The sequence below is a fragment of the Bradyrhizobium sp. ISRA436 genome (assembly GCF_029910015.1).
GTDB lineage: Bacteria > Pseudomonadota > Alphaproteobacteria > Rhizobiales > Xanthobacteraceae > Bradyrhizobium.
The window spans coordinates 1597715-1621129 of sequence record NZ_CP094519.1 but is presented as its reverse complement, the minus strand read 5'-3'; the positions used below and the strand labels follow the sequence as shown (position 1 = coordinate 1621129).

The 23415-nt window shown below is 64.9% G+C and carries 21 protein-coding genes; 16 read left to right on the top strand and 5 right to left on the bottom strand.

Translation table 11 applies throughout. The features are described 5' to 3' along the window. Positions 1-238: 238 nt before the first annotated feature. From MTX23_RS07735 to MTX23_RS07710, 6 genes are all read left to right on the top strand, one after another. Positions 239-1510 (top strand): cytochrome P450, encoded by a 1272-nt coding sequence (locus MTX23_RS07735; RefSeq protein WP_280976020.1) that lies wholly within the window; start codon positions 239-241, stop codon positions 1508-1510. A 30-nt stretch (positions 1511-1540) separates the two neighbouring features. Beyond that, positions 1541-2815: a cytochrome P450 gene (locus MTX23_RS07730; protein WP_280976019.1), complete on the top strand. Its 1275-nt coding sequence runs from the start codon at positions 1541-1543 to the stop codon at positions 2813-2815. A 382-nt stretch (positions 2816-3197) separates the two neighbouring features. Beyond that, positions 3198-3347 carry an excalibur calcium-binding domain-containing protein gene (locus MTX23_RS07725; RefSeq protein WP_348637567.1) on the top strand — a complete coding sequence of 50 codons (150 nt, stop codon included), beginning with the start codon at positions 3198-3200 and terminating at the stop codon, positions 3345-3347. 134 nt (positions 3348-3481) lie between these two features. Next, a protein-coding gene (locus tag MTX23_RS07720; RefSeq protein WP_280972604.1) for an IS5 family transposase occupies positions 3482-4236 on the top strand; the annotation gives its coding sequence in 2 pieces (ribosomal slippage) (positions 3482-3815 and positions 3815-4236; 756 coding nt in all). 267 nt (positions 4237-4503) lie between these two features. Beyond that, positions 4504-5061, top strand: coding sequence for a thiamine pyrophosphate-binding protein (locus tag MTX23_RS07715; protein WP_280976018.1), 558 nt, complete (start codon positions 4504-4506; stop codon positions 5059-5061). Beyond that, complete coding sequence (locus MTX23_RS07710; RefSeq protein ID WP_280976017.1) at positions 5061-5654, top strand: thiamine pyrophosphate-dependent enzyme; 594 nt, start codon at positions 5061-5063, stop codon at positions 5652-5654. Before MTX23_RS07715 ends, MTX23_RS07710 begins: the two co-directional genes overlap by 1 nt. A gap of 14 nt (positions 5655-5668) precedes the next feature. Here the strand turns inward: MTX23_RS07710 and MTX23_RS07705 are convergent, their stop codons facing one another. Further along, positions 5669-6592, bottom strand: coding sequence for a LysR substrate-binding domain-containing protein (locus MTX23_RS07705; protein WP_280976016.1), 924 nt, complete (start codon positions 6590-6592; stop codon positions 5669-5671). A gap of 224 nt (positions 6593-6816) precedes the next feature. Here MTX23_RS07705 and MTX23_RS07700 point away from each other — a divergent pair, with 224 nt between their 5' ends. The 6 genes from MTX23_RS07700 to mdlC all read left to right on the top strand — a co-directional run bounded on the left by MTX23_RS07700 (position 6817) and on the right by mdlC (position 14088). Then, the gene (locus MTX23_RS07700; RefSeq protein WP_280976015.1) at positions 6817-7986 is read left to right on the top strand and encodes an acyl-CoA dehydrogenase family protein; all 1170 of its coding nucleotides are present in this window, start codon (positions 6817-6819) and stop codon (positions 7984-7986) included. A gap of 9 nt (positions 7987-7995) precedes the next feature. Continuing rightward, positions 7996-9093 (top strand): CaiB/BaiF CoA-transferase family protein, encoded by a 1098-nt coding sequence (locus MTX23_RS07695; RefSeq protein ID WP_280976014.1) that lies wholly within the window; start codon positions 7996-7998, stop codon positions 9091-9093. Positions 9094-9227: 134 nt separating this feature from the next. Then, a complete protein-coding gene (locus MTX23_RS07690; RefSeq protein ID WP_280976013.1) occupies positions 9228-10082 on the top strand; it encodes a MaoC family dehydratase N-terminal domain-containing protein in 855 nt (284 codons plus the stop codon). Positions 10083-10268: 186 nt separating this feature from the next. Further along, complete coding sequence (gene hisC / locus MTX23_RS07685; RefSeq protein WP_280976012.1) at positions 10269-11321, top strand: histidinol-phosphate transaminase; 1053 nt, start codon at positions 10269-10271, stop codon at positions 11319-11321. Positions 11322-11421: 100 nt separating this feature from the next. Then, on the top strand, positions 11422-12309 hold the full coding sequence (gene blaBJP, locus MTX23_RS07680; RefSeq protein WP_280976011.1) for a BJP family subclass B3 metallo-beta-lactamase: 888 nt from the start codon (positions 11422-11424) through the stop codon (positions 12307-12309). 150 nt (positions 12310-12459) lie between these two features. Beyond that, a complete protein-coding gene (gene mdlC, locus MTX23_RS07675) occupies positions 12460-14088 on the top strand; it encodes a benzoylformate decarboxylase (protein WP_280976010.1) in 1629 nt (542 codons plus the stop codon). Between the two features lie 144 nt (positions 14089-14232). Here mdlC and MTX23_RS07670 read toward each other — a convergent pair whose 3' ends face one another. Continuing rightward, positions 14233-15780, bottom strand: a complete 1548-nt coding sequence (locus MTX23_RS07670; RefSeq protein ID WP_280976009.1) for a 4-hydroxyphenylacetate 3-hydroxylase N-terminal domain-containing protein — start codon at positions 15778-15780, stop codon at positions 14233-14235. Positions 15781-15865: 85 nt separating this feature from the next. Between MTX23_RS07670 and MTX23_RS07665 the strand changes: the two genes are divergently transcribed. Both MTX23_RS07665 and MTX23_RS07660 read left to right on the top strand, forming a co-directional pair. After that, positions 15866-16486 carry a TetR/AcrR family transcriptional regulator gene (locus tag MTX23_RS07665; protein WP_280976008.1) on the top strand — a complete coding sequence of 207 codons (621 nt, stop codon included), beginning with the start codon at positions 15866-15868 and terminating at the stop codon, positions 16484-16486. A gap of 4 nt (positions 16487-16490) precedes the next feature. Continuing rightward, positions 16491-17024, top strand: a complete 534-nt coding sequence (locus tag MTX23_RS07660; protein ID WP_280976007.1) for an isochorismatase family protein — start codon at positions 16491-16493, stop codon at positions 17022-17024. 232 nt (positions 17025-17256) lie between these two features. On the opposite strand, the gene MTX23_RS07655 is transcribed toward MTX23_RS07660, so the two are convergent. Then, on the bottom strand, positions 17257-18051 hold the full coding sequence (locus MTX23_RS07655; protein WP_280976006.1) for an SDR family oxidoreductase: 795 nt from the start codon (positions 18049-18051) through the stop codon (positions 17257-17259). Between the two features lie 194 nt (positions 18052-18245). After that, positions 18246-18941, bottom strand: a complete 696-nt coding sequence (locus tag MTX23_RS07650) for a hemolysin III family protein (protein WP_280976005.1) — start codon at positions 18939-18941, stop codon at positions 18246-18248. A gap of 178 nt (positions 18942-19119) precedes the next feature. On the opposite strand from MTX23_RS07650, the gene MTX23_RS07645 reads away from it, so the two are divergent. Next, positions 19120-20583: a YcjX family protein gene (locus MTX23_RS07645; RefSeq protein WP_280976004.1), complete on the top strand. Its 1464-nt coding sequence runs from the start codon at positions 19120-19122 to the stop codon at positions 20581-20583. Beyond that, entirely contained in the window at positions 20580-21611 is a 1032-nt protein-coding gene (locus tag MTX23_RS07640) for a TIGR01620 family protein (protein ID WP_280976003.1), read from the top strand. Before MTX23_RS07645 ends, MTX23_RS07640 begins: the two co-directional genes overlap by 4 nt. Positions 21612-21700: 89 nt before the next feature. Here MTX23_RS07640 and MTX23_RS07635 read toward each other — a convergent pair whose 3' ends face one another. After that, entirely contained in the window at positions 21701-23281 is a 1581-nt protein-coding gene (locus tag MTX23_RS07635; RefSeq protein ID WP_280976002.1) for a glycosyltransferase family 39 protein, read from the bottom strand. Between the last annotated feature and the right edge of the window lie 134 nt (positions 23282-23415).

The window sequence follows — 23415 nt, the reverse complement described above, 5'->3', positions numbered from 1 at the left end:
CCGGGATTTGCGGACCTTGCCCTCCGCTTGCATCAAAACCGGCGCTAGCTTTTTGTTTTGACGCGCTTTCTTCGTACGAACCACAAAACGGGCCGTGATCAGTCCCTTATCCTCAGCCGTCGACAATGCGGCCAAATGCGCGTCGAGAGCTCTTGCCTAAACGTCAGAATGGGAATGTAATTCGGTAAAACATCACCGCGCCGGCAATGCCCCGGCGCGAACCTTTGAGGAGCCGCCCATGCACGGGACCATCGATCTCGTCAAAGACGTGAACCTGGATGCCGCGCGCGAGCGCGCTCAAACACTTTCCCTGTCAGACTACGATCCCGGCCATCCCGAACTGTTCAAGACCGATACCTTCTGGCCGTATTTCGACCGGCTGCGCAAGGAAGACCCGGTGCACTACTGCAAGGACTCGATGTTCGGGCCGTACTGGTCGATCACCAGGTACAACGACATCATGGACATCGAGACCAACCATTCGGTGTTCTCCTCGGCAGCAGCTCTCGGCGGCATCACCATCCGCGACGTGCCGCCCGACCTGCGCCGCGAGAGCTTCATCGCGATGGACCAGCCGCGCCACTCGGCGCAGCGCAAGACCGTGGCGCCGATGTTCACGCCGACCCATCTCGACGAGCTCGCGATCAACATCCGCAAGCGCTCGACCGAATGCCTCGACAATCTGCCGCGCGGCGAGGTGTTCGACTGGGTCGACAAGGTCTCGATCGAACTGACCACGCAGATGCTCGCGGTGCTGTTCGACTTCCCCTGGGAAGACCGCCGCAAGCTGACGCGCTGGTCCGATGTTGCGACCACCCTGCCCGGCGCCGGCGGCCTCGTCGCCACAGAGGACGAGCGGCAGGCCGAGCTGTTGGAATGCGCCAGCTATTTTGCGCATCTCTGGAAGGAGCGGAGCAATCAGCCGCCGAAGAGCGATCTGCTCTCGATGATGGCGCACAGCGACGCCACGCGGAACATGGACCCGAAGAACTTCCTCGGCAATCTGATCCTCTTGATCGTCGGCGGCAACGACACCACGCGCAACACACTGTCGGGCAGCATCTATGCGCTGAACAAGCATCCCGATCAGTACCGCAAGCTGAAGGAGAACCCGGCGCTGATCGACTCGTTCGTGCCCGAGGTGATCCGCTGGCAGACCCCGCTCGCCCACATGCGGCGCACCGCACTCGCCGATTACGAATTCCGCGGCCGGCAGATCAGGAAGGGCGACAAGGTCGTGATGTGGTACGTCTCGGGCAACCGCGACGAGGAGGCGATCGAGCGGCCTTACGAGTTCGACATCGAGCGCGCGCGGCCGCGCACCCACATCTCGTTCGGCTTCGGCATCCATCGCTGCGTCGGCCTGCGGCTTGCCGAGCTGCAGCTCAAGATCATCTGGGAGGAGATCCTCAAGCGCTTCGACACGATCGAGCTGGTGGAGGAACCGCAGCGGGTGTATTCCAGCTTCATCAAGGGCTACGAGACGCTGCCGGTGCGCATTGCCGCGTGACGTCTGCCGAGCCAACCGGGATCAACAGCGATGAACGTTCAGACCCCAATCCACGCAGACAAAGCCGAGCTGCTGCGTCAGGCGCGCGAGGAAGCCTATGCGACGCCGCTGAAGGATTTCCATCCGGGCGCGCCACGACTGTTCCAGAACGACACGCTGTGGCCGTGGTTCGAGCGGCTGCGCAAGGAAGAGCCGGTGCACTACTGCACCAACGCGCCGATCGAGCCCTATTGGTCGGTCGTCAAATACAACGACATCATGCATGTCGACACCAGCCACGGCATCTTCTCCTCCGACTCCACGCTCGGCGGCATCTCGATCCGCGACGTGCCGCCGGGCTACGACTATCCGAGCTTCATCGCGATGGATCAGCCGAAGCATGCCCATCAGCGCAAGACCGTGTCGCCGATGTTCACGCCGACGCATCTGGACGAGCTGGCGAAGCTGATCCGCCAGCGCTCGGCGAGCGTGCTGGACAATTTGCCGCGCAACGAGACCTTCAACTTCGTCGACCGCGTCTCGATCGAATTGACCACGCAGATGCTGGCAACGCTGTTCGACTTCCCCTGGGAAGAACGGCGCAAGCTGACGCGCTGGTCCGACGTCTCGACCGCGCTGCCGAAGAGCGGCATCGTGGAGTCGCCGGAGCAGCGGCGCCGCGAGATGGACGAATGCTACGCCTATTTCTCCAGGCTGTGGAACGAGCGCGTCAATGCGCCGCCGAAGAACGACCTGTTGTCGATGATGGCGCATAGCGACGCCACGCGGCATATGGATCCCGACAATCTGATGGGCAACATCATCCTGCTCATCGTCGGCGGCAACGACACCACCCGCAACACCATGAGCGGATCGGTGCTGGCACTCCACGAGCATCCGGATCAGTTCCGCAAGCTGAAGGAAAACCCGGCACTGATCGACACCATGGTGCCGGAGGTGATCCGCTGGCAGACGCCGTTGGCGCATATGCGGCGCACCGCGCTTGTCGATGCCGAGATCGGCGGCAAGAGGATCAGGAAGGGCGACCGCGTCGTGATGTGGTACGTCTCGGGCAACCGCGACGACGAGGTGATCGACCGGCCCAACGAGTTCATCATCGACCGCGCGCGGCCGCGCATCCATCTGTCGTTCGGCTTCGGCATCCATCGCTGCGTCGGCATGCGCCTCGCCGAGCTGCAGCTCAGGATCGTCTGGGAGGAGATGCTGAAGCGCTTCGACCGCATCGAGGTGGTCGGCGAGCCGAAGCGGGTCTATTCCAGCTTCGTCCGCGGCATCGAGAACTTGCCGGTGCGGATCCCGGGCTAGCAGTCAACCCCTATTGGACATTTTGCAAATCCGACCAAAGCGAAGACGCGTGCTACAAGGTAGGCGCCTTGTCGCTCAACTCGTGATACAAGATTCCGTGGATATTATTCTAACTCATTTTTCCAGGCCGGCCGCAGCTTGATCGCTCGCCTGACGAGGCTAGCCCGTGTCGCACCTTCCAAAGCCCAACCCCGTTCGTCCCGGCACAGGCCCCGAACGGCGGCTGCGTGACTTACAGCGTCGTTTTCGCGCGGTATCGGCGCGCCTTGATCGTGCTAGCAAGCTGCGCAGTGTTTTGAAGGCGGCGATCGCGATCGTTGCCGTTGCGGTTTCCTTCGCAATTGTGTGGGGCTTGGTATCAAGCCCCTGGCCCGTCACGACAATGATGCGGCATATAGCGTCCGTCCCGAACTGTGGGTTCGCCCGTCTGGTCGGCTTGGCACCCGCGAGACGGGGAGGACCCGGCTATTGGAAACATCACGATCGCGACGGGGATGGCATTGCCTGCGAGCAATGGCCGCACCGCCAGTGAGAAGTTTCGCCGCCACGTCGCGCAGCAGCAATGTCCAACTCAGATTGAGTGCCCGCCCTAAGGTTTGTACTCAATCAGATGTATAATTTTACGTGGAGATATGATTCAAGCTCTGCATTTGCGGGGCTTGGATCATGGCGGGCGAGTTTTGGTTGAATGATCGGCAGTGGGCAGCAATCGAGCCCTTGCTGCCGCAAAATCAGCCCGGCGCTCGTCGAGTCGATGATCGCCGCGTGATCAGTGGCATCATCCATGTGTTGAAGTCCGGCTGCCGCTGGCGCGATTGCCCGGCAGTGTTCGGCCCTTACACGACCGTCTACAATCGCTGGAACCGCTGGTCGCGGCGCGAGGTCTGGCGCAATCTGTTCGAAGCACTTCGGGGCCTGTCGCCCGATGACGACTTCCAGGCCATCGATTCCACGACCGCCAAGGCGCACCGTGCGGCGGCCGGTGGAAAAGGGGGGCGGAGGCTCAGGCCATCGGTCGTTCCCGCGGTGGCAGGACCACCAAGATCCACGCCGTCTGCGACAGTCTCGGACGCGCCATCGCGCTCGAAGTAACGCCAGGTCAGCGTGGTGACATCCGCGCGGCGCTGCCCCTGCTCAGCTCTCTGCCACCACCGCGTTGCTGTGCGGCCGACACGGCCTATGACGCGAACGAACTGCGGCAATTCCTCATCGAACGGGGAACAACCCCGGTCATCCCAAACAATCCCACCCGAAAACGCTTCCATCCGTTCGACCGCGCCGCATACAAGCGGCGCAACCTCGTCGAGCGCATGTTTTGCAGGCTCAAGGACTGGCGGCGCATTGCAACCCGCTATGACAAGCTCGCCAGAAACTTCCTCTCGGCCGTCAATCTTGCTGCCGCTATCATTTGGTGGACCTGATTGAGTCCGGACCTTAAAGCCAATGCGTGGAAGCGCGTTGTCTTGACTGCGCTTCCGAACTGATCGGTTTCTGCTGCGAAGCGCTTATCTGTATCTGACGTGCGGCCGGTCTTGGACCAAGTCGCTGAGTCGAAGCGCATCTAGCAACGGTGGGGCTATAAAATTCCGGCATAGCTGCGCGAGCCAGATGCGAAGAGAATAAAGCCTGCGCCTGCCCTAAGCCTCTCGGTGTGACGACGCGCCACTGCGCATCCCATAGCCGAGGCCATGATGGACCAGATTGCCGTTCACCACGACAATGCGACCGGCACCGACTGGCCGGTTGCGATCTACCGCACACTGAAGGATTTCGGCGTAGCGCAGGTGTCCTACGTCCCCGATGCGGGGCATTCCAAGCTGATCAAACTGTCGCACGCGGATGCCGACATCAAGACCACGGTGCTGACCACCGAGGAGGAAGGCGTGGCGCTGGCTGCCGGCGCCTGGCTCGGCGGCGAGCGCGCGGTGCTCTTGATGCAATCGAGCGGCGTCGGCAACTGCATCAACATGCTGTCGCTGATGGCAAGCTGCCGCTTTCCGTTGCTGACGCTGGTGACGATGCGCGGCGAGTGGGCCGAGTTCAATCCCTGGCAGATCCCCATGGGCAGGGCGACGCCGCAGACGCTCGAGGCCATGGGCGCCACCGTGCTGCGGCTGGAAAACCCTGACGACGCCGAGGAGGTGATCTCCGCCGCCGCATCGCTCGCGTTTGACGGCGACCAGCAGGTCGCGGTGCTGATCTCGCAGCGGATGATCGGCCGCAAGAAGTGGAAGGAGACGCACTGATGTCTGCTGCTGTCGGCACAATCGATCGCCGCGCCGCCGTGAAGGCCCTGCTTACCGATCGCGGCGACCTGCTCGTGATCTCCGGGCTCGGCTCCTCGACCTACGACGTGTTCGCTGCCGGCGAGCATCCCGGCAATTTCTATCTCTGGGGCGCGATGGGCGGCGCCGCGATGATCGGCCTCGGCCTCGCTTTGGCGCAGCCGAAGCGGCCCGTGCTCGTCGTCACCGGCGACGGCGAGCAGCTGATGGGGATCGGCAGCCTGCTGACAATCGCGGCCAAGCAACCCGGCAACCTTTCGATCGCCGTGCTCGACAACGGCCAGTACGGCGAGACCGGGATGCAGCTCAGCCATTCCGGCCTGGGGGCGAAGCTCGACGTGATCGCGCGCGGCGCGGGGATCGCTGATATCACCGAGATCGCTGATATGGCCGGGATCGAAAGCTTCCGCGCGAGCCTGCACGACCTCAATGGCGGCCCGCGGCTGGCACGGATCAGGATCGCGACCGGCGAGCTCGAACGCGCGCTGCCGCCGCGCGACGGCAGCTATCTCAAGAACCGTTTCCGCGGCCATCTCGGCTTCGCGGTGCCTTGATGCCAAAGACGCGCTCAGGTGAGCTGGATATCCCAGAGCCCTTCGGCGCGGCATGCGGCGACCTCGTCGCGCAACAGCTTCGCGATCAGCGTGATCGCGTTCGAGCCGGGATGCTCGACCGGCGAGGCCAGCGTCAGCTCGCGCCGCGGCGCGGGCCGTGCGATCGGCGCGGTCTCGAGCCGTCCGTCGGCGACCTCGCCGCGCACCGAAGACGGCGGCAACAGCGTGTATCCGAGCCCCTCCTCGACCAGGCTGGTCAGCACGCGGAACGAATCCGCCTCAAGCCTGACGTCGAGATCGAGCTTCCTCTTCGCCGCCGCATGCTCGATCAGCGCGCGGAGCCCGTGCGAATGACTTGGCAGCACCAGGCGCTGGCGCATCAGCCAGCCGAGCTCGACCTGCTTCTTCTGCTTCAGCCCGCTGCCGGGCGGCCCGACCGCGACGATCGAGTCACGGCCGAGGCTTTGCACCGCCAGATGCAGATCGACCGACGGGCCATAGATCACGGCAAGGTCCATCTCGCCGCGGTGCAGCCACTCGATCAGATGGCCGCTGTAGCTCTCGACGATGCAGAGCGAGATGCCGGGATAGCGCTCCATCGTGCGCCGCGCCAGCCGCGCCGACAGCACGCAGCTCACCGTCGGCACCAGCCCGAGCACCACGCGCCCCGACGGCGCGCCGCCGGCGGACTGGATGTCGTCTCGGATCTGATCGATCTGCCTCACGATACCGCTGGTGCGCGCCAGCAGCAGCCGGCCGGCATCGGTCAGCACCATGCCGCGGCCGTTGCGCGTGAACAATTCGGTGCGCAGCTCGTGCTCGAGCAGCTTGATCTGGCGGCTCAGCGCAGGCTGAGCGACCCGCAAAGTATCGGATGCTTTGCTCAGGCTCCCGAGTTCCGCTACGCATGCAAAGGTCCTAAGCTGGCGGAAATCCATACTTGCCAATCCTGGAAGGCAGGTTCATACGCTATAACAAAACAGCATAGGGAGTTTACCGGGGCCCCACAACAGCGGGCGCATTGCCCGCAGCTAGAGCCTTTTCCGTTCCGATTGAATCGAAATGGGACTCTAGATTCCAGTTCTGACGCGTTTTCTTCACGCGAACCGGTACCCACTTCGCTCGAAAACGCTCTGGCGCAACCTCTCGGCAAGACAACATCATGACCGCACACGACCCACAACTCGACGACCATTCCGACATCCGCGACGCGGTGGCAAAGCTCTGCGCGCAGTTCCCCGGCGAATATTGGCGCAAGCTCGATCGCCAGATGGCCTATCCGAAGGAGTTCGTCGATGCGCTGACGGAAGCCGGCTACCTCTCCGTGCTGATCCCCGAGGAATACGGCGGCGCCGGCCTGAAACTGTCGGCGGCCGCGGCGATCCTGGAGGAGATCCAGCGCGCCGGCTGCAACGGCGGCGGCTGCCACGCCCAGATGTACACGATGGGCACGGTGCTGCGGCACGGCAACGACGCGCAGAAGGCGAAGTACCTGCCGAAGGTCGCGACCGGCGAATTGCGGCTGCAGGCGTTCGGCGTCACCGAGCCGACCAGCGGCACCGATACCTCCTCGCTGAAGACTTTTGCGCGCCGCGAGGGCGACCACTACGTCGTCAACGGCCAGAAGATCTGGACCAGCCGCGCCGAATATTCCGACCTGATGATCCTGCTCGCGCGCACGACGCCGAAGGAGCAGTCCAGAAAGCGCACCGACGGCCTCTCGGTGTTCATCGTCGACATGCGCGAGGTGAAGGGCAAGGGGCTGGAGATCCGCCCCATCAGAACCATGATGAACCACGCCACCACTGAGGTGTTCTTCACCGACATGAAGGTGCCGGCGGAGAACCTGATCGGCGAGGAAGGCAAGGGCTTCCGCTACATCCTGTCCGGCATGAATGCCGAGCGCATCCTGATCGCGGCCGAATGCATCGGCGACGCCAAGTGGTTCATCGCGAAGGCGACCAGCTACGCCAAGGAGCGCAGCGTGTTCGGCCGGCCGATCGGCCAAAATCAAGGCATCCAGTTCCCGATCGCCAAGGCCTATGCCGCGATGCGCGCGGCGGAGCTGATGGTGAAGGAAGCCACCCGCAAATATGAAGCCGGCCTCGACTGCGGCGCGGAGGCCAACATGGCCAAGATGCTGGCGGCGGACGCCTCCTGGGAAGCGGCCAATGCCTGCGTGCAGACCCATGGCGGCTTCGGCTTCGCGGAAGAGTACGACGTCGAGCGCAAGTTCCGCGAGACGCGGCTGTACCAGGTGGCGCCGATCTCGACCAATCTGATCCTGTCCTATGTGGCCGAGCATGTGCTCGGCATGCCTCGCTCCTACTGAGTTCGCATCATGTTGCCGTTGGAAGGATTGACCGTCATCGCCGTCGAACAGGCGGTTGCCGCGCCGTTCTGCTCGTCGCGGCTGGCCGATGCCGGCGCTCATGTCATCAAGGTGGAGCGGCCCGAGGGCGATTTCGCCCGCGGCTACGATGCCGCCGCCAAAGGCCAGAGCAGCTATTTCGTCTGGCTCAACCGCGGCAAGGACTCGGTGGTGATCGATCTCGCCACCAAGGAAGGCCGCGCCGCGCTAGAGGAACTGATATCAGGCGCCGACGTGCTGCTGCAGAACCTCAAGCCGGGCTCGATGGACAAGCTCGGCTTTTCGCGCGAGCGACTGCGCAAGGCCTATCCGAAGCTCATCATGTGCACGATCACCGGCTACGGCGACACCGGGCCGTATGCCGACCGCAAGGCCTATGACTTGCTGATCCAGGCCGAGAGTGGCCTTGCCTCGATCACCGGCGGTCCGGAAGGCGCCTCGCGCGTCGGCATGTCGATCGTCGACGTCGCGACCGGCGCCACGGCGCATGCCTCGATCCTGGAAGCACTGATCGGGCGCGGCCGCACCGGCCAGGGCGCAGACATCCGCATCTCGATGTTCGACGTGATGGCCGACTGGCTCACGGTGCCGCTGCTCAATGCCGAGGACGGCAAGCCGCCGAAGCGGATCGGCCTCGCCCATCCCTCGATCGCGCCCTATGGCGTGTTCCGCTCCAAGGACGGCAAGGAGATCCTGATCTCGATCCAGAGCGAGCGCGAGTGGAAGAAGCTGTGCGCCGAGGTGCTCAGCCAGCCTGGCCTGCCCGACGATCCGCGCTTCGCCAACATGGTCGAGCGCGTGCGCAACCGCGCGCTGACCGACCAGATCGTCGCCGAAGCCTTCGGCAGACTGACGCGCGAGGAGCTGCTGGCGAAGCTCGCGGCGGCCGACATCGCCTTTGCCGAGGTCAACAGCATGGCCGACCTCGCCACCCACCCGCATCTCCGCCGCATCGCGGTCGACACGCCGAACGGCCGCGTCAGCTATCCGGCGCCGGCCGCGATCGTCGTCGGCGAGGATAGGCACTACGGCAAGGTGCCTGCGATCGGCGAGCGCACCAAACGTTAGGATGTGATGAGAAGGTCTAATCGCAACCGCGAGCGAGCTGCGCCCCCTCTCCCGCTTGCGGGGGAGGTGCACGGATCCTGCCGTCAGACCGACTCTGTCACGCTAAGATATCTCTCAGCCCGGGCAAGACAATCATGACCGACAAACTCGACCTCGATCATCTCCGCCAATGGATCGGCCGCACCCAAGAGGCCTCCGACGTCGTCACCGCCCATCTGGTGATGGGCCTGCGCGCGACGCTGTTCCAGGAGATCGGCGAGCCGAAGACAGGCGACGCCGCGCCGTGGACCACGCATTGGTGCCTGGCGCAGCCGGTGTTTCCGATGTCGCAGTTGAGCCAGGACGGCCACCCGACCCGCGGCGGCTTCCTGCCGCCGGTGCCGCTGCCGCGCCGGATGTGGGCCGGCGGCGAGCTGGAATTCTTCGATAGCTTGCGCGTCGGCGACGAACCGAAGCGGACGTCGCGCATATCGGATGTGACGGTGAAGTCTGGCTCGACCGGCACGCTGTGCTTTGTCTCGGTCAACCACGAGGTGACGACGTCGCGCGGACTGGCGATCCGTGAGCGGCAGGACATCGTCTATCGCGAGATGACGAGTACGCAGTCCTCGGCACCCGCCAAGGCGCCGCCACCTCGCCCGGTCGCGCAGCATCGCGAGAGCCACGTCTCCGATCCGGTGCTGCTGTTCCGCTACTCGGCGCTGACCTTCAACGGCCACCGCATCCACTATGATCGCGACTACGTCACCAAGGTCGAGGGCTATCCCGGCCTGATCTTCCACGGCCCGCTGCAGGCCGCCTTCATCGTCGAATTCGCCGCCAGGCTGCGTGGCGGCAAGCCGCCGAAGAAGCTGGTCTATCGCGGCGTGCAGCCGCTGTTCGAGGGCAGCGAGTTCTCGATCAATGCCAGCGAGAAGGACGGCGGCCTGGAGCTGTGGATCGCGAATGCGGAAGGGCAGCCGACCATGAAGGGCACGGCGACCTGGTAAGGCTCGGAGGAGGCCACGGCACCTCCGGCTTTCGCGAAGGCCGGACATCCCGTACTGTAGTGCGATCCATCCTGGAATATCGGTTCTGATTGAATCAGAACCAATGTTCCAGATTCCTGTCTTGACGCGTTTTCTTCACGCGCACCGGTATCCACTTCGCTCGAAAACGCTTTGGGTCCGCAGATCATGAGTCGCTTCTGGAGTTCGGTCGTCCACAATCTGTCGCCATACGTGCCCGGCGAGCAGCCGAAGATCGATGGCCTGATCAAGCTCAACACCAACGAGAACCCCTACGCACCGTCGCCGCACGCCTTGGCCGCGATCGCCGCCGCGACGGATCGGCTGCGGCTCTACCCCGATCCGCGCGCGACCGCACTGCGCGAGACGATCGCGGCCCGCTATGGCGTCGCGCCCGAGGAGGTGTTCGTCGGCAACGGCTCGGACGAGGTGCTGGCGCATACCTTCCAGGCCCTGCTGAAGCATGATGCGCCGCTGCTGTTCCCAGACGTCACCTACAGCTTCTACCCGGTCTATTGCCGCCTCTACGGCATCCGCCACGAGGCGGTGCCGCTCGATGTCGCGATGCGGGTGCAGCTTGCCGACTATCGGCGCCCGTGCAGCGCCATCCTGCTGTGCAACCCGAACGCACCAACCGGGATCGCGCTGCCGCGCGACGCAATCGAGGCGCTCGTCACCGAACATCCCGACCAGCTCGTGGTGGTCGACGAGGCCTATGTCGACTTCGGCGCCGAGAGCGCCGTGCCGCTGGTGGCGCGCCACGACAATCTGCTTGTGATCCAGACGCTCTCCAAGTCGCGCGCGCTGGCGGGCTTGCGCGTCGGCTTCGCCATTGGCCAGCGCCCGCTGATCGAGGCGCTGGAGCGGGTGAAGGACAGCTTCAACTCCTATCCGCTGGATTGCTTTGCACTCGCCGGCGCGGCTGCCGCCATCAAGGACGACGGCTGGTTTCAGGAGACGCGCCGACGCATCATCGCCAGCCGCGAGACGCTGGTTCACGGCCTGGCCGATCTGGGCTTCGAGGTGCTGCCGTCGCTCGCGAACTTCGTGTTCGCGCGCCATCCCGGCCATCGCGGTGCGGAGCTTGCGGCCCGGCTGCGCGAGCGCGGCGTCCTCGTCCGGCATTTTCAGAAACCACGGATCGAGGACTTCCTGCGCATCACCGTCGGAACCGACGAGCAGTGCAACCGCTTGATTGCCCTGCTGCGTGACATCATCTGATTCCGCATTGGGCCTCCGCAACGACGTCGATTGCGATCGATGGCGACACCACGCATAGTGCCGCGATCGAATAACAATAAGAACTGATAGGAAGGCAACCATGAGGACGCTCGCGGCCGCGCTGTGCGCGCTAACGCTGATCGCAACCGGTGCACAGGCACAGACGCTCAAGGATTTCATGGCTGTTGTCATGAAGAAGTGGACCGCGCCGTTCGAGCCGTTCCGGCTGATCGGCAATATCTATTACGTCGGCACCGACGGGATCGCGGTCTACATCATCAAGACGTCGCAGGGCCTGATCCTGATGGACACGGCGATGCAGCAGTCAACCGGCATGATCAAGGACAACATCAGCAAGCTCGGCTTCAAGGTCGGCGACATCAAATACATCCTCAACTCGCATGCCCATCTCGACCACACCGGCGGCTTCGCCGAGATCAAGAAGGAGACCGGCGCGCAATTGGTTGCCGGTGAGCGCGACAAGCCGTTGCTCGAGGGCGGCTACTATCCCGGCGACGAGAACAACGCCGATCTTGCCTTTGCGCCCGTAAAGGTGGACCGCACGGTCAAGGAAGGCGACAAGGTGACGCTCGGCGACGCCACTCTGACCGCGCACGCGACGCCCGGCCACTCGCCCGGCTGCACGAGCTGGGAGATGACGGTCAAGGACGGCGACCAGGAGCGCAACGTGCTGTTCTTCTGCAGCGGAACGGTCGCGCTGAACCGGCTGGTCGGCCATCCGACCTATCCAAGCATCGTCGACGACTACCGGTCGACCTTCGCCAAGGTCAAGGCCATGAAGGTCGACGTGCTGCTCGGGCCGCATCCCGAGGTCTACGGCATGCAGGCCAAGCGCGCGCAAATGAAGGATGGTGCGCCGAACCCATTCGTCAAGCCTGGCGAAAATGTGACCTATGTGGCAGGGCTCGAACAGGATTTCGACAGGCAGCTCGCCAAGCAGACGGCCGCATTGCAGAAGACCGACTAGACGCCGCACGTAATTTTAGCCGTTGCCTCGGCAACTATGAGTGCGGCGGCGGCTTGACTTCACCAGGCAATCCATCGACAGGTGGATTGCCTTTCCGCTTTTGCCCCTCGCAATGACGGAACGGAACAAACCGGAAATGGGAGCCGCCCGATGTCATCCCGCAAGCCCGCCGCCACGAAAGGCAAGGCCGTCACCGTCAAGGACGCCACCTTCGGCCTCCTCCGCGCGTGGGGCATCAGACGCGTGTTCGGCAATCCCGGCTCGACCGAGTTGCCGTTCCTGAGCGACTGGCCCGACGACATCGACTACGTGCTCGGCCTGCAGGAGGCCTCCGTCGTCGGCATGGCCGACGGCTATGCGCTGGCAACGCGCAATGCCGGCTTCGTCAATCTGCATTCGGCGGCCGGCGTCGGCAACGCGCTCGGCAACATCTACAACGCCTATCGCAACCAGACCCCGCTCGTGATCACCGCGGGACAGCAGGCGCGCTCGATCATGCCGCTGCAGGCGTTCCTCTATGCGGAGCGTGCAAGCGAATTTCCGCGGCCTTACGTGAAGTTCGCCGTCGAGCCGGCGCGCGCCGAGGACGTCCCGGCCGCGATCGCGCGCGCCTATTATGTCGCGATGCAGCCGCCGTGCGGGCCGACCTTCGTCTCGGTGCCGATCGACGACTGGACCCATGCGACGCAGCCGCTCGAGGCGCGCCAGGTCAGCCGCGAGATCGGCCCCGATCCCTCCGCGATGCAGGCGCTGGCGGCCGCGCTCGGCGACGCCAAGCGCCCTGCGCTCGTCGTCGGCCCTGCCGTCGACCGCGCAGAGGCCGTCGATCTGATGGTGAAGGTCGCCGAGAAGGCCAAGGCGGCGGTCTGGGTCAGCCCGTTTTCGGCGCGCTGCTCCTTCCCCGAGCGCCATCCGCAATTCGCCGGCTTCCTGCATGCCTCACCCGGCCAGCTGTCAGATGCGCTCCGCGATCATGATCTCGTGGTCGTGATCGGCGCGCCGGTGTTCACCTTCCATGTCGAGGGCCATGCCGCGATCTTCGACGGATCGACCACGATCTTCCAGGTCACCGACGATCCCGACGCCGCCGCGATGACGCCCACGGGTCGCAGCATCATCGCCACCATGAAGCCGGCGCTGTCGGCACTGCTCGACATGCTGCCCGAGACGAAGCGTGCCGCACCCGCGGGCCGCATCTTGCCGCCGGCGCCCGCCAGAAGCGACCCGATCCCCGCCGAATACGCGCTGCATGCGCTCTCGGCCGCGATGGGCCCTCAGGATGCGCTGGTCGAGGAAGTGCCGTCGCACCGTCCCCTGATGCAGAAGGTGATGCCGATGCGCGGTCAGGACAGCTTCTACACCATGGCGAGCGGCGGGCTCGGCTACAGCCTGCCCGCCGCGGTCGGCATGGCGCTCGGCCGCTGCGAGGGACGCACCGTCTGCCTGATCGGCGACGGCTCGGCGATGTATTCGATCCAGGCGCTGTGGACCGCGGCGCAACGCAAGCTGCCGCTGACGGTCGTGGTCATGAACAATTCCGGCTACGGCGCGATGCGCTCGTTCAGCCAGGTGATGCAGGTGCGCAACGTGCCGGGCCTGGAATTGCCCGGCATCGATTTCGTCAAGCTCGCCGAAGGCATGGGCTGCGACGCGGTGCGGGTGACGAAATCGGCCGACCTCGCCAGCGCCTACAAGCGCGGCCTCTCGCACCAGGGCGCGAGCCTCATTGAGGTGATGGTGGATTCCGCCGTGCCGCTGCTCTACGCGCAGAAGAATTGAGTGCAGCGGCGATAGTCCTCATCATTGGAACACAATGGAGCCGTGTTTAATCGATCTTGCGGCAGACTGCCTGCACCTCTCCCGCAAGCGGGAGAGGGAGCAGACCGCCATCGCAGCAGATATGCAACCCAACCTCGTCGCGCTTCAGTGCGAGGGCACAGGCTCCCGTTCCAACACCCGCGTAAACGGCTCCGGCACCTCGCAGCCAGTGGCGCAGCAGCGACCCGGCTGTTTTGACACCCGGCGTCCTTCGTCGACGAGGCCGCGGCCGAGCAGGTTCTCAACCAATTCGGCTTTCTCCATGACCGGATAATTGCGCCAGATCTCCCGCTTCATCGCTTCCGGCGAGCCGCCGCCGTGCAGCGAGATCACCGAATACCAGCCGGCTTCGTGGGACACGGTGAGGTCCTCGATCAGCCGCGCCACCTCGGCGCGCTGCTCGGCTGGAATATCGGGACGGCCGCCCATCACTGCGGCGAGCGAGGCGCGCGTCTCCGGATTGTGGTCCTCGTCCGGGCCGGGCAGCGCGACGATCAGCCCGCCGGACACGTAATGCGCCACGCGGTGCATGTCGTAGATCTTCGTCGCCAGCAGCAGCTTGCCGATGTTCGAGAACACCGCATCCGGCATCACCGAGCCGGCCGGGTCCTTCGTGCAATAGACCGAGGACGCGACGCCGCAGGCGTAAAAGCTCTCGGTGATGGTGATGAGTTCGACCATCGCCTCGCGGATATGCGCATGCTTCTCGGCATCGAGCCCATTCGCCTCGATCATCAGCGCACCCGCGCCGATCAGCAGATCGCCGAACCCGGCCCGCGCGCCGATGCAGGAATGCCTATGGTGCGTGGCGTAGGACGTAGTCAGGAAACCGCCCTCCTCGGTCTCGCCGGCGAGGAAGACGCGATCATGCGGCACGAACACGTCGTCGAAGACAACGACGCCGACGGATTGGCCATATTTCGCCGAAAATCTTGCCGACGCATCGCCGGGACGGCCGGCCGGACGCGCGATGATGGTGACGCCGGGCGCATCGATCGGCACCGCACAGCACACCGCAAAATCCTTGTCATCAGGCATATGGGTCCGGCACGGCATCACCAGGAATTCGTGCATGTAGGGCGCGCCTGTGACGATCGCCTTGGTGCCGCGGATCACGATGCCGTCTTTCCGGCGTTTCTTGATGTGGACATAGACATCCGGATTGGCCTGCAGGCCCGGGCGCTTCGAACGATCGCCCTTCGCATCTGTCATCGCGACGCCGAGCGTCAGGTCGCTGTCCTGGACCTCGTGCAGATAATTGAGGAAGCGCTGGCTGTAGTCGGTGCCGTGGCGATCGTCGGTCAGCCTGGTCGCCTGGTAGAGGCCGTTCAGCGCATCGTGGGTGAGGTAGCGCTGCGCGCAACCCGACGTTCTGCAGACCAGCCGCACCGCCTCGAGCTTGTAGAGCAAGTCCTGCGAGCTCTCGTTGATGTGGAGCATGCGATTGACGGTCTTGCCCGAGGTGCCCTGCCGCGCCGTCATGATCGGCGCATACTCGGCGCGATGGGCAAAATCGTAGGTCACGCCGACGCCCGCGATGCCGGGGGCCAACAAGGGCTCGTCCGCGACGCTCGCAACGGCACTGCCGTTGACGAACACGCGCGGCTTGTAGCGGCGCAAGGACTCCCGATAGTCGGCGGCCGTCATCAGCATAGCGCTCCTCCCTTGCTCATTTTTTCTAACGCTGTTAAATTATCTAACGACGTTAGAATCGAGTCAAGGATGGAATCGGCCGACGATGCAGACGCGCGAGAACAGGAAGGAAGCGGTCAGCCGGCACAAGCGGGAGCTGATTCTCGACGCGGCGCGCAGCGTGTTCGCGGAAGAAGGCCTCGAAGGCGCAAGCCTGCGGGCGATCGCGACGCGCGCCGGCTACACGCCGGCAGCGCTCTACTTCCACTTCGATTCCAAGGAAGCGATCTATGCCGAGGTCCTGCGGCAATCGCTGGCCTCGCTGGGCGAAGCCGTCAGCGCCGCTGTCGCGGCGACGCGAGGTGCCAGACAACGGCTGCAATCGGCAGGCATGGCTTTCTTCCGCTATTATGCTGACAATCCGCGCGACCTCGACCTCGGCTTCTATTTGTTCCGGGGCGGCATGAAACCGGCCGGGCTCGGCCACGATCGCGACCGGGAGCTGAACGCCGCACTCGAGGCTGCCTTGCATCCGATCGCGGAAGCCGCCGAAGCGCTCGGCGCATCACGGCAGAAGGCCAACACTGTGATGGTGGACTGCTTCGCTCACGCGACCGGCCTGCTGCTGTTGCTGCACACCGGCCGTATCAGGATGTTCGGCGCCTCGGCGCCCGATCTGATGGACGCCTATCTCCGCGACAAGATCGCGCAACTCGGCAAGGAGTGACGCCATGCTGACGATCGATCCACGACGATCGCTGCTCCTGATCGTCGACTTCCAGTCCCGCCTGACGCCGGCGATCCATGAGGGCGCCTCGGCGATCAGGAACGCCAGGCGGTTGATCGACATGGCGGAGCTGATGAACATTCCGACCGTCTTCACCGAGCAGAACGCGAGGGGTCTCGGCGCAACCGTCGCCGAACTGGCGGTCAACGAGGCCCGCCTGATCCACAAGATGACGTTCGATGCCGTCCGCGAGCCTGAATTCCTCGAGGCAGTCGCCGGCGAGAGGCATGTCATCGTCGCGGGCTGTGAGGCACACGTGTGCGTGCAGCAGACCGTGCTGGGTCTGCTCGACGCGAAGCGCAAGGTCTACGTGGTACGCGACGCGCTCGGCTCGCGCCGCCTCGAAGACAAGGAAACCGCAATCCGCCGCATGGAGCGGCATGGCGCCGAGATCGTGACCACCGAGATGGTCGTGTTCGAATGGCTGGAAACCGCGGAGCACATGCGGTTTCGCGAGGCGATCGCGCTGATCAAGTGACGGCAACAGACGCCGCGCGGCAGCCGCAAAGCGTTGCTTTCTCCGTGCCATGCAGCGAAGCGATCGACGCCTCCGCAAACACGTAAGGGACGCACCGGTGGCAGGCTCCCTCCCCCCTTGCGGGGGAGGGAGCCTGACCTGTGTGCTCACCTTACACGAACGGCCAGCGACACCTTCCCCCTCGCAATCACGGTGAGGCTGCAACGCACGCGCTCGCCACCCTTGCCTTCGATTACTTCCCGTGCGCCTCGCGCATCTTGGCCTGGATCTTGGCCATGCCGCCGATCCAGCGGTCGTAGTTCTCGGTCTTCTTGCGCATATAGCCGAGCACCTGCGGGTGCGGCAGGATCAGGAACGTCTCCTGCTCAATGCCTTTCAGCGCGTCCTGCGCGACCTGCTCCGGCGTCAGATCGCCGTCGCCGGATTGCGGGCCCTTCGGGATCGAGCGCAGCATGTTGGTGTCGACGCCCTGCGGGCAGAGAATCGAGACCTTGATGTTGTCGGCACGATGCGAGATTGCGAGGTTCTCGGCGAAACCGACCGCCGCGTGCTTGGTGGTCGAATAGGCCGGGCTGCCGACCTGCGACAGCAGGCCTGCGGCGGAAATCGTGTTCAGGAAATATCCGCCGCCGCGCGCCTTCATGCGTGGCACCAGATGCCGCGCGGCATAGACATGCGCCATGACGTGGATCGCCCAGCTCCGCGACCACGGCTCGTCCGAGGTGCCGCCGGCATTCACCGACAGCGGATCGAAGCCGCCGCCGATGCCGGCATTGGAGCAGAACAGTGCGATCGGGCCGAACATCCGCTCGGTCGCCTCGATCACATGCAGGACGTTCTTCTCCTGCCCGACATCGCATTTGAACGCGGCGCCGCCGACCGAGGCGGCGACCTTCTCGGCGGCCGCATGATCGAGATCGACCACCACGACCTTGGACGCGCCGGCGGCATGGAACGCCTCGCACAGCGCCTTGCCGATGCCATTGCCACCGCCGGTGACCACCACGATTTTACCAGCCACCTGCATGGCTATCCTCCCGATATCTTGATCCCAGAGCATGATCCGGAAAAATGGAAGCCGGTTTTCCGAACAGATGCTCCAACAAAGAGGGATCATGATAACCCAACTTTTGCCGATGCATGATCTTTTCGAAAGAGAGCGGCCGCGATTTTGCACGGACCCGTCGCCGGGTCCGGATGCCGATGTGGTCGGCCTGACGCTCAGCTCGCCAGCACGACGTCAACCACGGCCGTGTAGTGGCAGGCCGCGCCGAGCAGCACGAAGCAGTGCCAGATTGCGTTCTGGAAGCGCAGCCGTCGCCAGGTGTGGAAGATCATGCCAAGGCTGTACAGGATGCCGCCGGCGAGCACGAAGCCGAGCGCCATGCCCGGCAATGCCTTCACCACAGCGTCACGGAGCATGATGCCGCTCCAGCCCATCGCGAGATAGAGCCCGACCGAGAGGCGGTCGAAACGGCCGGGATAGGCAAGCTTCAGCCAGATGCCGACGATCGCCACGCACCAGACGCCGACGAGCAGCGCGATCGCGAAATAGCTGTTCTTCAGTTCCACGATGAACGGCGTGTAGGTCGCCGCGATCAATAGATAGATCGCCGAGTGATCGAAGCGCCGCAGCACCCATTTCGCGCGCGACACCGGCCAAAGATTATAGGTCGCCGACAGCCCCAGCATCGCGAGCAGGCCGGCGACATAGACCGACACCACGGCAATGTCGAAGCCGCTGGCATAGACCGCGGTCAGCACGATCAACGCGGTGGCGGCGACCAGCCCAAAGCAGACGCCGACGATATGAACGACGCCGTCCGCGATCAGCTCGGCGCGGTCATAGTTCCACAGCGCAGCGCCGGCCGCGTGGATCGAGGTCGATGCGAGTTGCTTCAGGCGGAAGATCGTCATTCCAGGACGCTTTCCTCAGTACCAATTAAACATCGGTATCACCGGAGCCGCAGCGCGCTCAACCCCTCGCCTGCAAAGGCGCCGGAAATGTGAAGCTTGATTTTGGCCCGATAATCGCCACCTTGCGGGTGACCGCCCGCCTTATTTGGCCTCTCCCGCCGGGTTTCTCCAGTCCTTCATGGCCCCCAGTTTTTCTGACATCGTCGAGGAAGCGCGTCTCTCGGCGCGGGCGCTGCTCGACTATGGCGAGGGCTTCTTCAACCCGACGGTCAGGCTCGGCGTCACCGGCCTGTCGCGCGCCGGCAAGACGGTGTTCATCACAGCCCTGGTGCATGGGTTGACGCGCGGCGGCCGCCTCCCGGTGTTCGAGGCCTATGCCTCGGGGCGGATCGCCCGCGCGCGTCTCGCGCCGCAGCCCGACGACGCAGTGCCGCGCTTCGCCTATGAGAACCATGTCCGCACCCTGATCGAGGAACGGCGCTGGCCGAGCTCGACCACCGACATTTCAGAGCTCAGACTTGTGATCGACTATCAGCGGCAAAATGGCGCGGATCGCACCCTCACCCTCGACATCGTCGATTATCCCGGCGAGTGGCTGCTCGATTTGCCGCTGCTCAACAAGAGCTATGAGCAATGGTCGGCAGAGAGCCTGGCGCTGTCGCGCGAGCCATTGCGCGCCGCCCTCGCCGCGCCGTGGCATGCGCATCTCGCAACGCTCGCGCCCGAGGGTAAAGAGGACGAGCAGGCCGCGCTCGCCCAAGCAAGACTGTTCACCGACTATCTGCGCGCCTGCCGCGATGAACGCTTCGCGATGAGCCTGCTGCCGCCCGGCCGCTTCCTGATGCCAGGCAATCTCGCCGGCACGCCGGCGCTGACCTTCGCGCCGCTCGAGGTGCCCGTGGGCCGGAGCGCACCCGACGGCTCGCTCTGGGCGATGATGCGGCGGCGCTTTGAAGCCTACAAGGATGTCGTGGTGCGCCCGTTCTTCCGCGACCATTTCGCGCGGCTGGACCGCCAGATCGTGCTGGCCGATGCTCTCGCCGCGTTCAATGCGGGACCGGAGGCGCTGCACGACCTCGAGGCCGCGCTCGCCGGCATCCTCGACTGCTTCCGTATCGGCCGCAGCACGATTCTGAGCGCGCTGTTCCGGCCGCGCATCGACCGCATCCTGTTCGCGGCCACCAAGGCCGACCATCTGCATCATCAGAGCCACGACCGGCTGGAGGCCGTGCTGCGGCGGATCGTGGCCAAGGCCGCCGAGCGCGCCGAATATGCCGGTGCCGCGATCGACGTGGTGGCGCTCGCCGCGGTGCGCGCCACCCGCGAGGCGCAGGTGCAGCGCGGCCGCGACACGTTGCCCTCGATCCTCGGCACGCCAGCGCCGGGCGAGGTCGCCAACGGCGAGACGCTGGACGGCGAGGCTGAGGTCGCGACCTTTCCGGGCGACTTGCCCGACAATCCCGAGGCCCTGTTCCGGGGCGAATTCCGCGGCCTCTCCAGCGCGGGTGCCGAGGCGGCCGATTACCGCTTCCTGCGTTTCCGCCCCCCGAAGCTGGAAAGAAACGGCGACGGAGAGCCCACGCTGCCTCACATCCGCCTTGACCGCGCCCTCCAGTTCCTGATCGGAGACAAACTGCGATGAACGAGAAGACGCCTTACCGGCGGCCGGCGACGTTCAAGCTCGACGATCCCGGCGTGGTCGTGATGGATCCGGAGGACCGCGGCCGCTTCGCCCGCGGCACGGTCCAGATCGTGCCCGAGGCCGAGCCGCCGCAACTGCCCGTTGCGATCGATGCACCGCTGCTGCCGGTGCGCCGCGGTTTCCGCTGGGGCGCACTGTTCTGGGGCGCCGTCGCAGGCCTCGTGCTGCTCGGCACCGGGCTCGGTGTCGTCAACCTGATCGAGGACCTGTTCGCACGCAATCGGGGCCTCGGCTTCCTCGGGCTGGCCTTTGCGATCGTCGCGGCGTTTGCGCTGGCGGTCGTGATCGCGCGCGAGGCGATCGGGCTGGCGCGGCTTGCGACCATCGAGAAGCTGCATCTGCGCGCGGCCGAGGTGCTCGCCAGCGACGACCGCGCCGCGAGCCGGACGATCGTCGCCGACCTGCTCAAGCTCGCGCACCAGACCCCGCAGCTCGCGCGCGCCCGCAACACACTGCGGAGCCACACCGACGACATCATCGATGGCGCCGACATGGTCCGACTGGCCGAGCGCGAATTAATGGCGCCACTCGACGAGGATGCACGACGGCTGGTCTCGGCGGCGGCGCAGCGCGTGTCCGTCGTCACCGCAGTCAGCCCACGCGCTGCGATCGATGTGCTGTTCGTGTTCGTGTCCGCGCTGCGGATGATCCGGCAATTGGCGCGGCTGTATGGCGGCCGGCTCGGCACACTCGGCATGATCAGCCTGATGCGCCGCGTGATCGCGCATCTGGCGATCACCGGCGGCATGGCTGCGAGCGACAGCCTGATCCAGCAGATGCTCGGCCACGGCATCGCCGCAAAGCTCTCGCAGCGGCTCGGTGAAGGTGTGCTCAACGGCCTGTTGACCGCGCGGCTCGGCCTTGCCGCGATCGACGTCACCCGCCCGCTTCCGTTCAACGCGCTGCCGCGCCCGGCCCTCGCCGACCTTGCCAAGGATCTGCTGCGCAAGCGCGAGGAAGAGGAGTAAGACCTTTGCCTCGCCGCGCTTGCGGGGAGAGGCCGGAACTTATGCGAAGCGCAAATTCCGGGTGAGGGGAGCCTCCGCAGACCTGACCGTCACTGTCTTTGCGGAGACTCCCCATCACCCCGCCGTCTCCCCGCAAGCGAGGCGAGGGAGACTCGACGCGGCGGCACCGGCTCCATCAGCATCACCAGCACGCGCCAACGGAAGAAGGTCGTGTCCGGCGGCGGCGACAAATCGGGTGTCCAGCCGCTGATCTTCTCCAGCGAATAGGTATCCATTACCGTGCCGCGCCAGCTCCGCACCACGCGCTCCAGCGGCTGCCGCACGGCGGTGGTCTCGTTCCACAGCGGCAGATTGTTCTCTGGCTCGCGCCCGACATAAAGGCCGACATGATCCCGGATCATGTTCATGCCGGGATCGGCAAAGCCCTGGTAGCGGCCGCGTTCGTTGATCTCGACCACGGGCACCCGCCCCCTCAGGAACCAGCGCAGCATCGCATAGGTGCGATAATCCGTGGTCGCGACCCAGGTCGCGCCGGTGGCCCGCAATTGCGCCTCGGTGCGCGCGGCGACCACGTCATAGCCGGCCTCGGTGCCGATCGGATCGGTATGGCCGGTCAGATTCCACGGCACCACCATGTAATAGAGGAACACGCAGACCACGAAGGCGATGCCCGACGTCACCGCGGTCCGCGCCCAGAACACGGTCGATTTGACCAAGCGGACCGACCAGCCCTCGAACGGCATCCGCGTGACGTTGATGGCAACGGCCGCAAAGCCGGCAGGCCACAGGAACATAGGCCAGGTATCGCCGACCCGCAGCGTCAGCGACTTCCAGAAGAAGTATGCGAACGGCACCAGCACCGCTGTCGACAGCAGGATCGCGACCGGCTCGCGACCGCGATAACCGCGCCATGCCGTCAATGCCGCGCCGAACAGCGTGACCGGCAACAGCACGAAGCCGACAAGGCCGACCTGCATGCCGACGAACTCGCCGACAGTGCGCAGCAGGAAGGAGCCTTCCGTCGTGGCGCGCACCGCCTGGAATCGGAACGAGGCCCAGTCGTGCTCGGCATTCCAGATCAGCACCGGCGAGAACACCGCGATCGCGATCATCGCGGCGAGATAGGGATACGGGCTGCGCAACCAGCGCCACCGCCAGTCCGGCACCAGCGCAAAGGCCAGCACCGCCGGCGCCAGCATGATCGCGGTGAATTTCGACAGCAGCGCCAGCCCGGCGAACAGCCCCGTGGCGAGCCACCAGCGCCCGTCATTGCTTTGCGCAAGCCGCACCAGCGACCACAGCATCGCCACCGCGAACGGGATCATCGCGGTGTCGGGCGCCACCTTGGCCATCAACAGTCCGTAATACAGCGCGGCTTCGGGGAGCAGCAGTGCCAGAATGACGGCACGGATATTGTTGCCGGTGACGCGGCGAACGATGTCGGCGAGCAACAGCTGCATCACCAGCATCGCCACGATGCCGCTGAAGCGCACGCCGAGATTGGTGTCGCCGAAGATCGCCGTGCCGAAACGGATGAACCAGGCGATCATGGGGGGATGGTCGAGGAACGAGAGCACGTGCTCCTTCGACCAGGTCCAGTAATAGGCCTCGTCGGTGCGCAGATCGAGCGCGGAGGCGTAGACCAGCCGCATCGCGGTCATGGCGATCATTACTGCGATGACCCCGCGCCACCGAGGCGCGTCAGAACGGACCGGCTTAACGCTGATGTTATCGGGAGGGGCTATCGTCACGGCGCGCTTTTTGTTCGACTCTTGTGGGGGTGTCAACGTGTTGCAGCGCCGGA

Excerpts from the sequence above, each read along its gene's own strand:
- MTX23_RS07735 (WP_280976020.1), top strand. The coding sequence starts at position 239 with ATGCACGGGACCATCGATCTCGTCAAAGACGTGAACCTGGATGCCGCG.
- MTX23_RS07730 (WP_280976019.1), top strand. The coding sequence starts at position 1,541 with ATGAACGTTCAGACCCCAATCCACGCAGACAAAGCCGAGCTGCTGCGT.
- MTX23_RS07725 (WP_348637567.1), top strand. The coding sequence starts at position 3,198 with ATGATGCGGCATATAGCGTCCGTCCCGAACTGTGGGTTCGCCCGTCTG.
- MTX23_RS07715 (WP_280976018.1), top strand. The coding sequence starts at position 4,504 with ATGATGGACCAGATTGCCGTTCACCACGACAATGCGACCGGCACCGAC.
- MTX23_RS07710 (WP_280976017.1), top strand. The coding sequence starts at position 5,061 with ATGTCTGCTGCTGTCGGCACAATCGATCGCCGCGCCGCCGTGAAGGCC.
- MTX23_RS07705 (WP_280976016.1), bottom strand. The coding sequence starts at position 6,592 with ATGGATTTCCGCCAGCTTAGGACCTTTGCATGCGTAGCGGAACTCGGG.
- MTX23_RS07700 (WP_280976015.1), top strand. The coding sequence starts at position 6,817 with ATGACCGCACACGACCCACAACTCGACGACCATTCCGACATCCGCGAC.
- MTX23_RS07695 (WP_280976014.1), top strand. The coding sequence starts at position 7,996 with ATGTTGCCGTTGGAAGGATTGACCGTCATCGCCGTCGAACAGGCGGTT.
- MTX23_RS07690 (WP_280976013.1), top strand. The coding sequence starts at position 9,228 with ATGACCGACAAACTCGACCTCGATCATCTCCGCCAATGGATCGGCCGC.
- hisC (WP_280976012.1), top strand. The coding sequence starts at position 10,269 with ATGAGTCGCTTCTGGAGTTCGGTCGTCCACAATCTGTCGCCATACGTG.
- blaBJP (WP_280976011.1), top strand. The coding sequence starts at position 11,422 with ATGAGGACGCTCGCGGCCGCGCTGTGCGCGCTAACGCTGATCGCAACC.
- mdlC (WP_280976010.1), top strand. The coding sequence starts at position 12,460 with ATGTCATCCCGCAAGCCCGCCGCCACGAAAGGCAAGGCCGTCACCGTC.
- MTX23_RS07670 (WP_280976009.1), bottom strand. The coding sequence starts at position 15,780 with ATGCTGATGACGGCCGCCGACTATCGGGAGTCCTTGCGCCGCTACAAG.
- MTX23_RS07665 (WP_280976008.1), top strand. The coding sequence starts at position 15,866 with ATGCAGACGCGCGAGAACAGGAAGGAAGCGGTCAGCCGGCACAAGCGG.
- MTX23_RS07660 (WP_280976007.1), top strand. The coding sequence starts at position 16,491 with ATGCTGACGATCGATCCACGACGATCGCTGCTCCTGATCGTCGACTTC.
- MTX23_RS07655 (WP_280976006.1), bottom strand. The coding sequence starts at position 18,051 with ATGCAGGTGGCTGGTAAAATCGTGGTGGTCACCGGCGGTGGCAATGGC.
- MTX23_RS07650 (WP_280976005.1), bottom strand. The coding sequence starts at position 18,941 with ATGACGATCTTCCGCCTGAAGCAACTCGCATCGACCTCGATCCACGCG.
- MTX23_RS07645 (WP_280976004.1), top strand. The coding sequence starts at position 19,120 with ATGGCCCCCAGTTTTTCTGACATCGTCGAGGAAGCGCGTCTCTCGGCG.
- MTX23_RS07640 (WP_280976003.1), top strand. The coding sequence starts at position 20,580 with ATGAACGAGAAGACGCCTTACCGGCGGCCGGCGACGTTCAAGCTCGAC.
- MTX23_RS07635 (WP_280976002.1), bottom strand. The coding sequence starts at position 23,281 with ATGATCGCCATGACCGCGATGCGGCTGGTCTACGCCTCCGCGCTCGAT.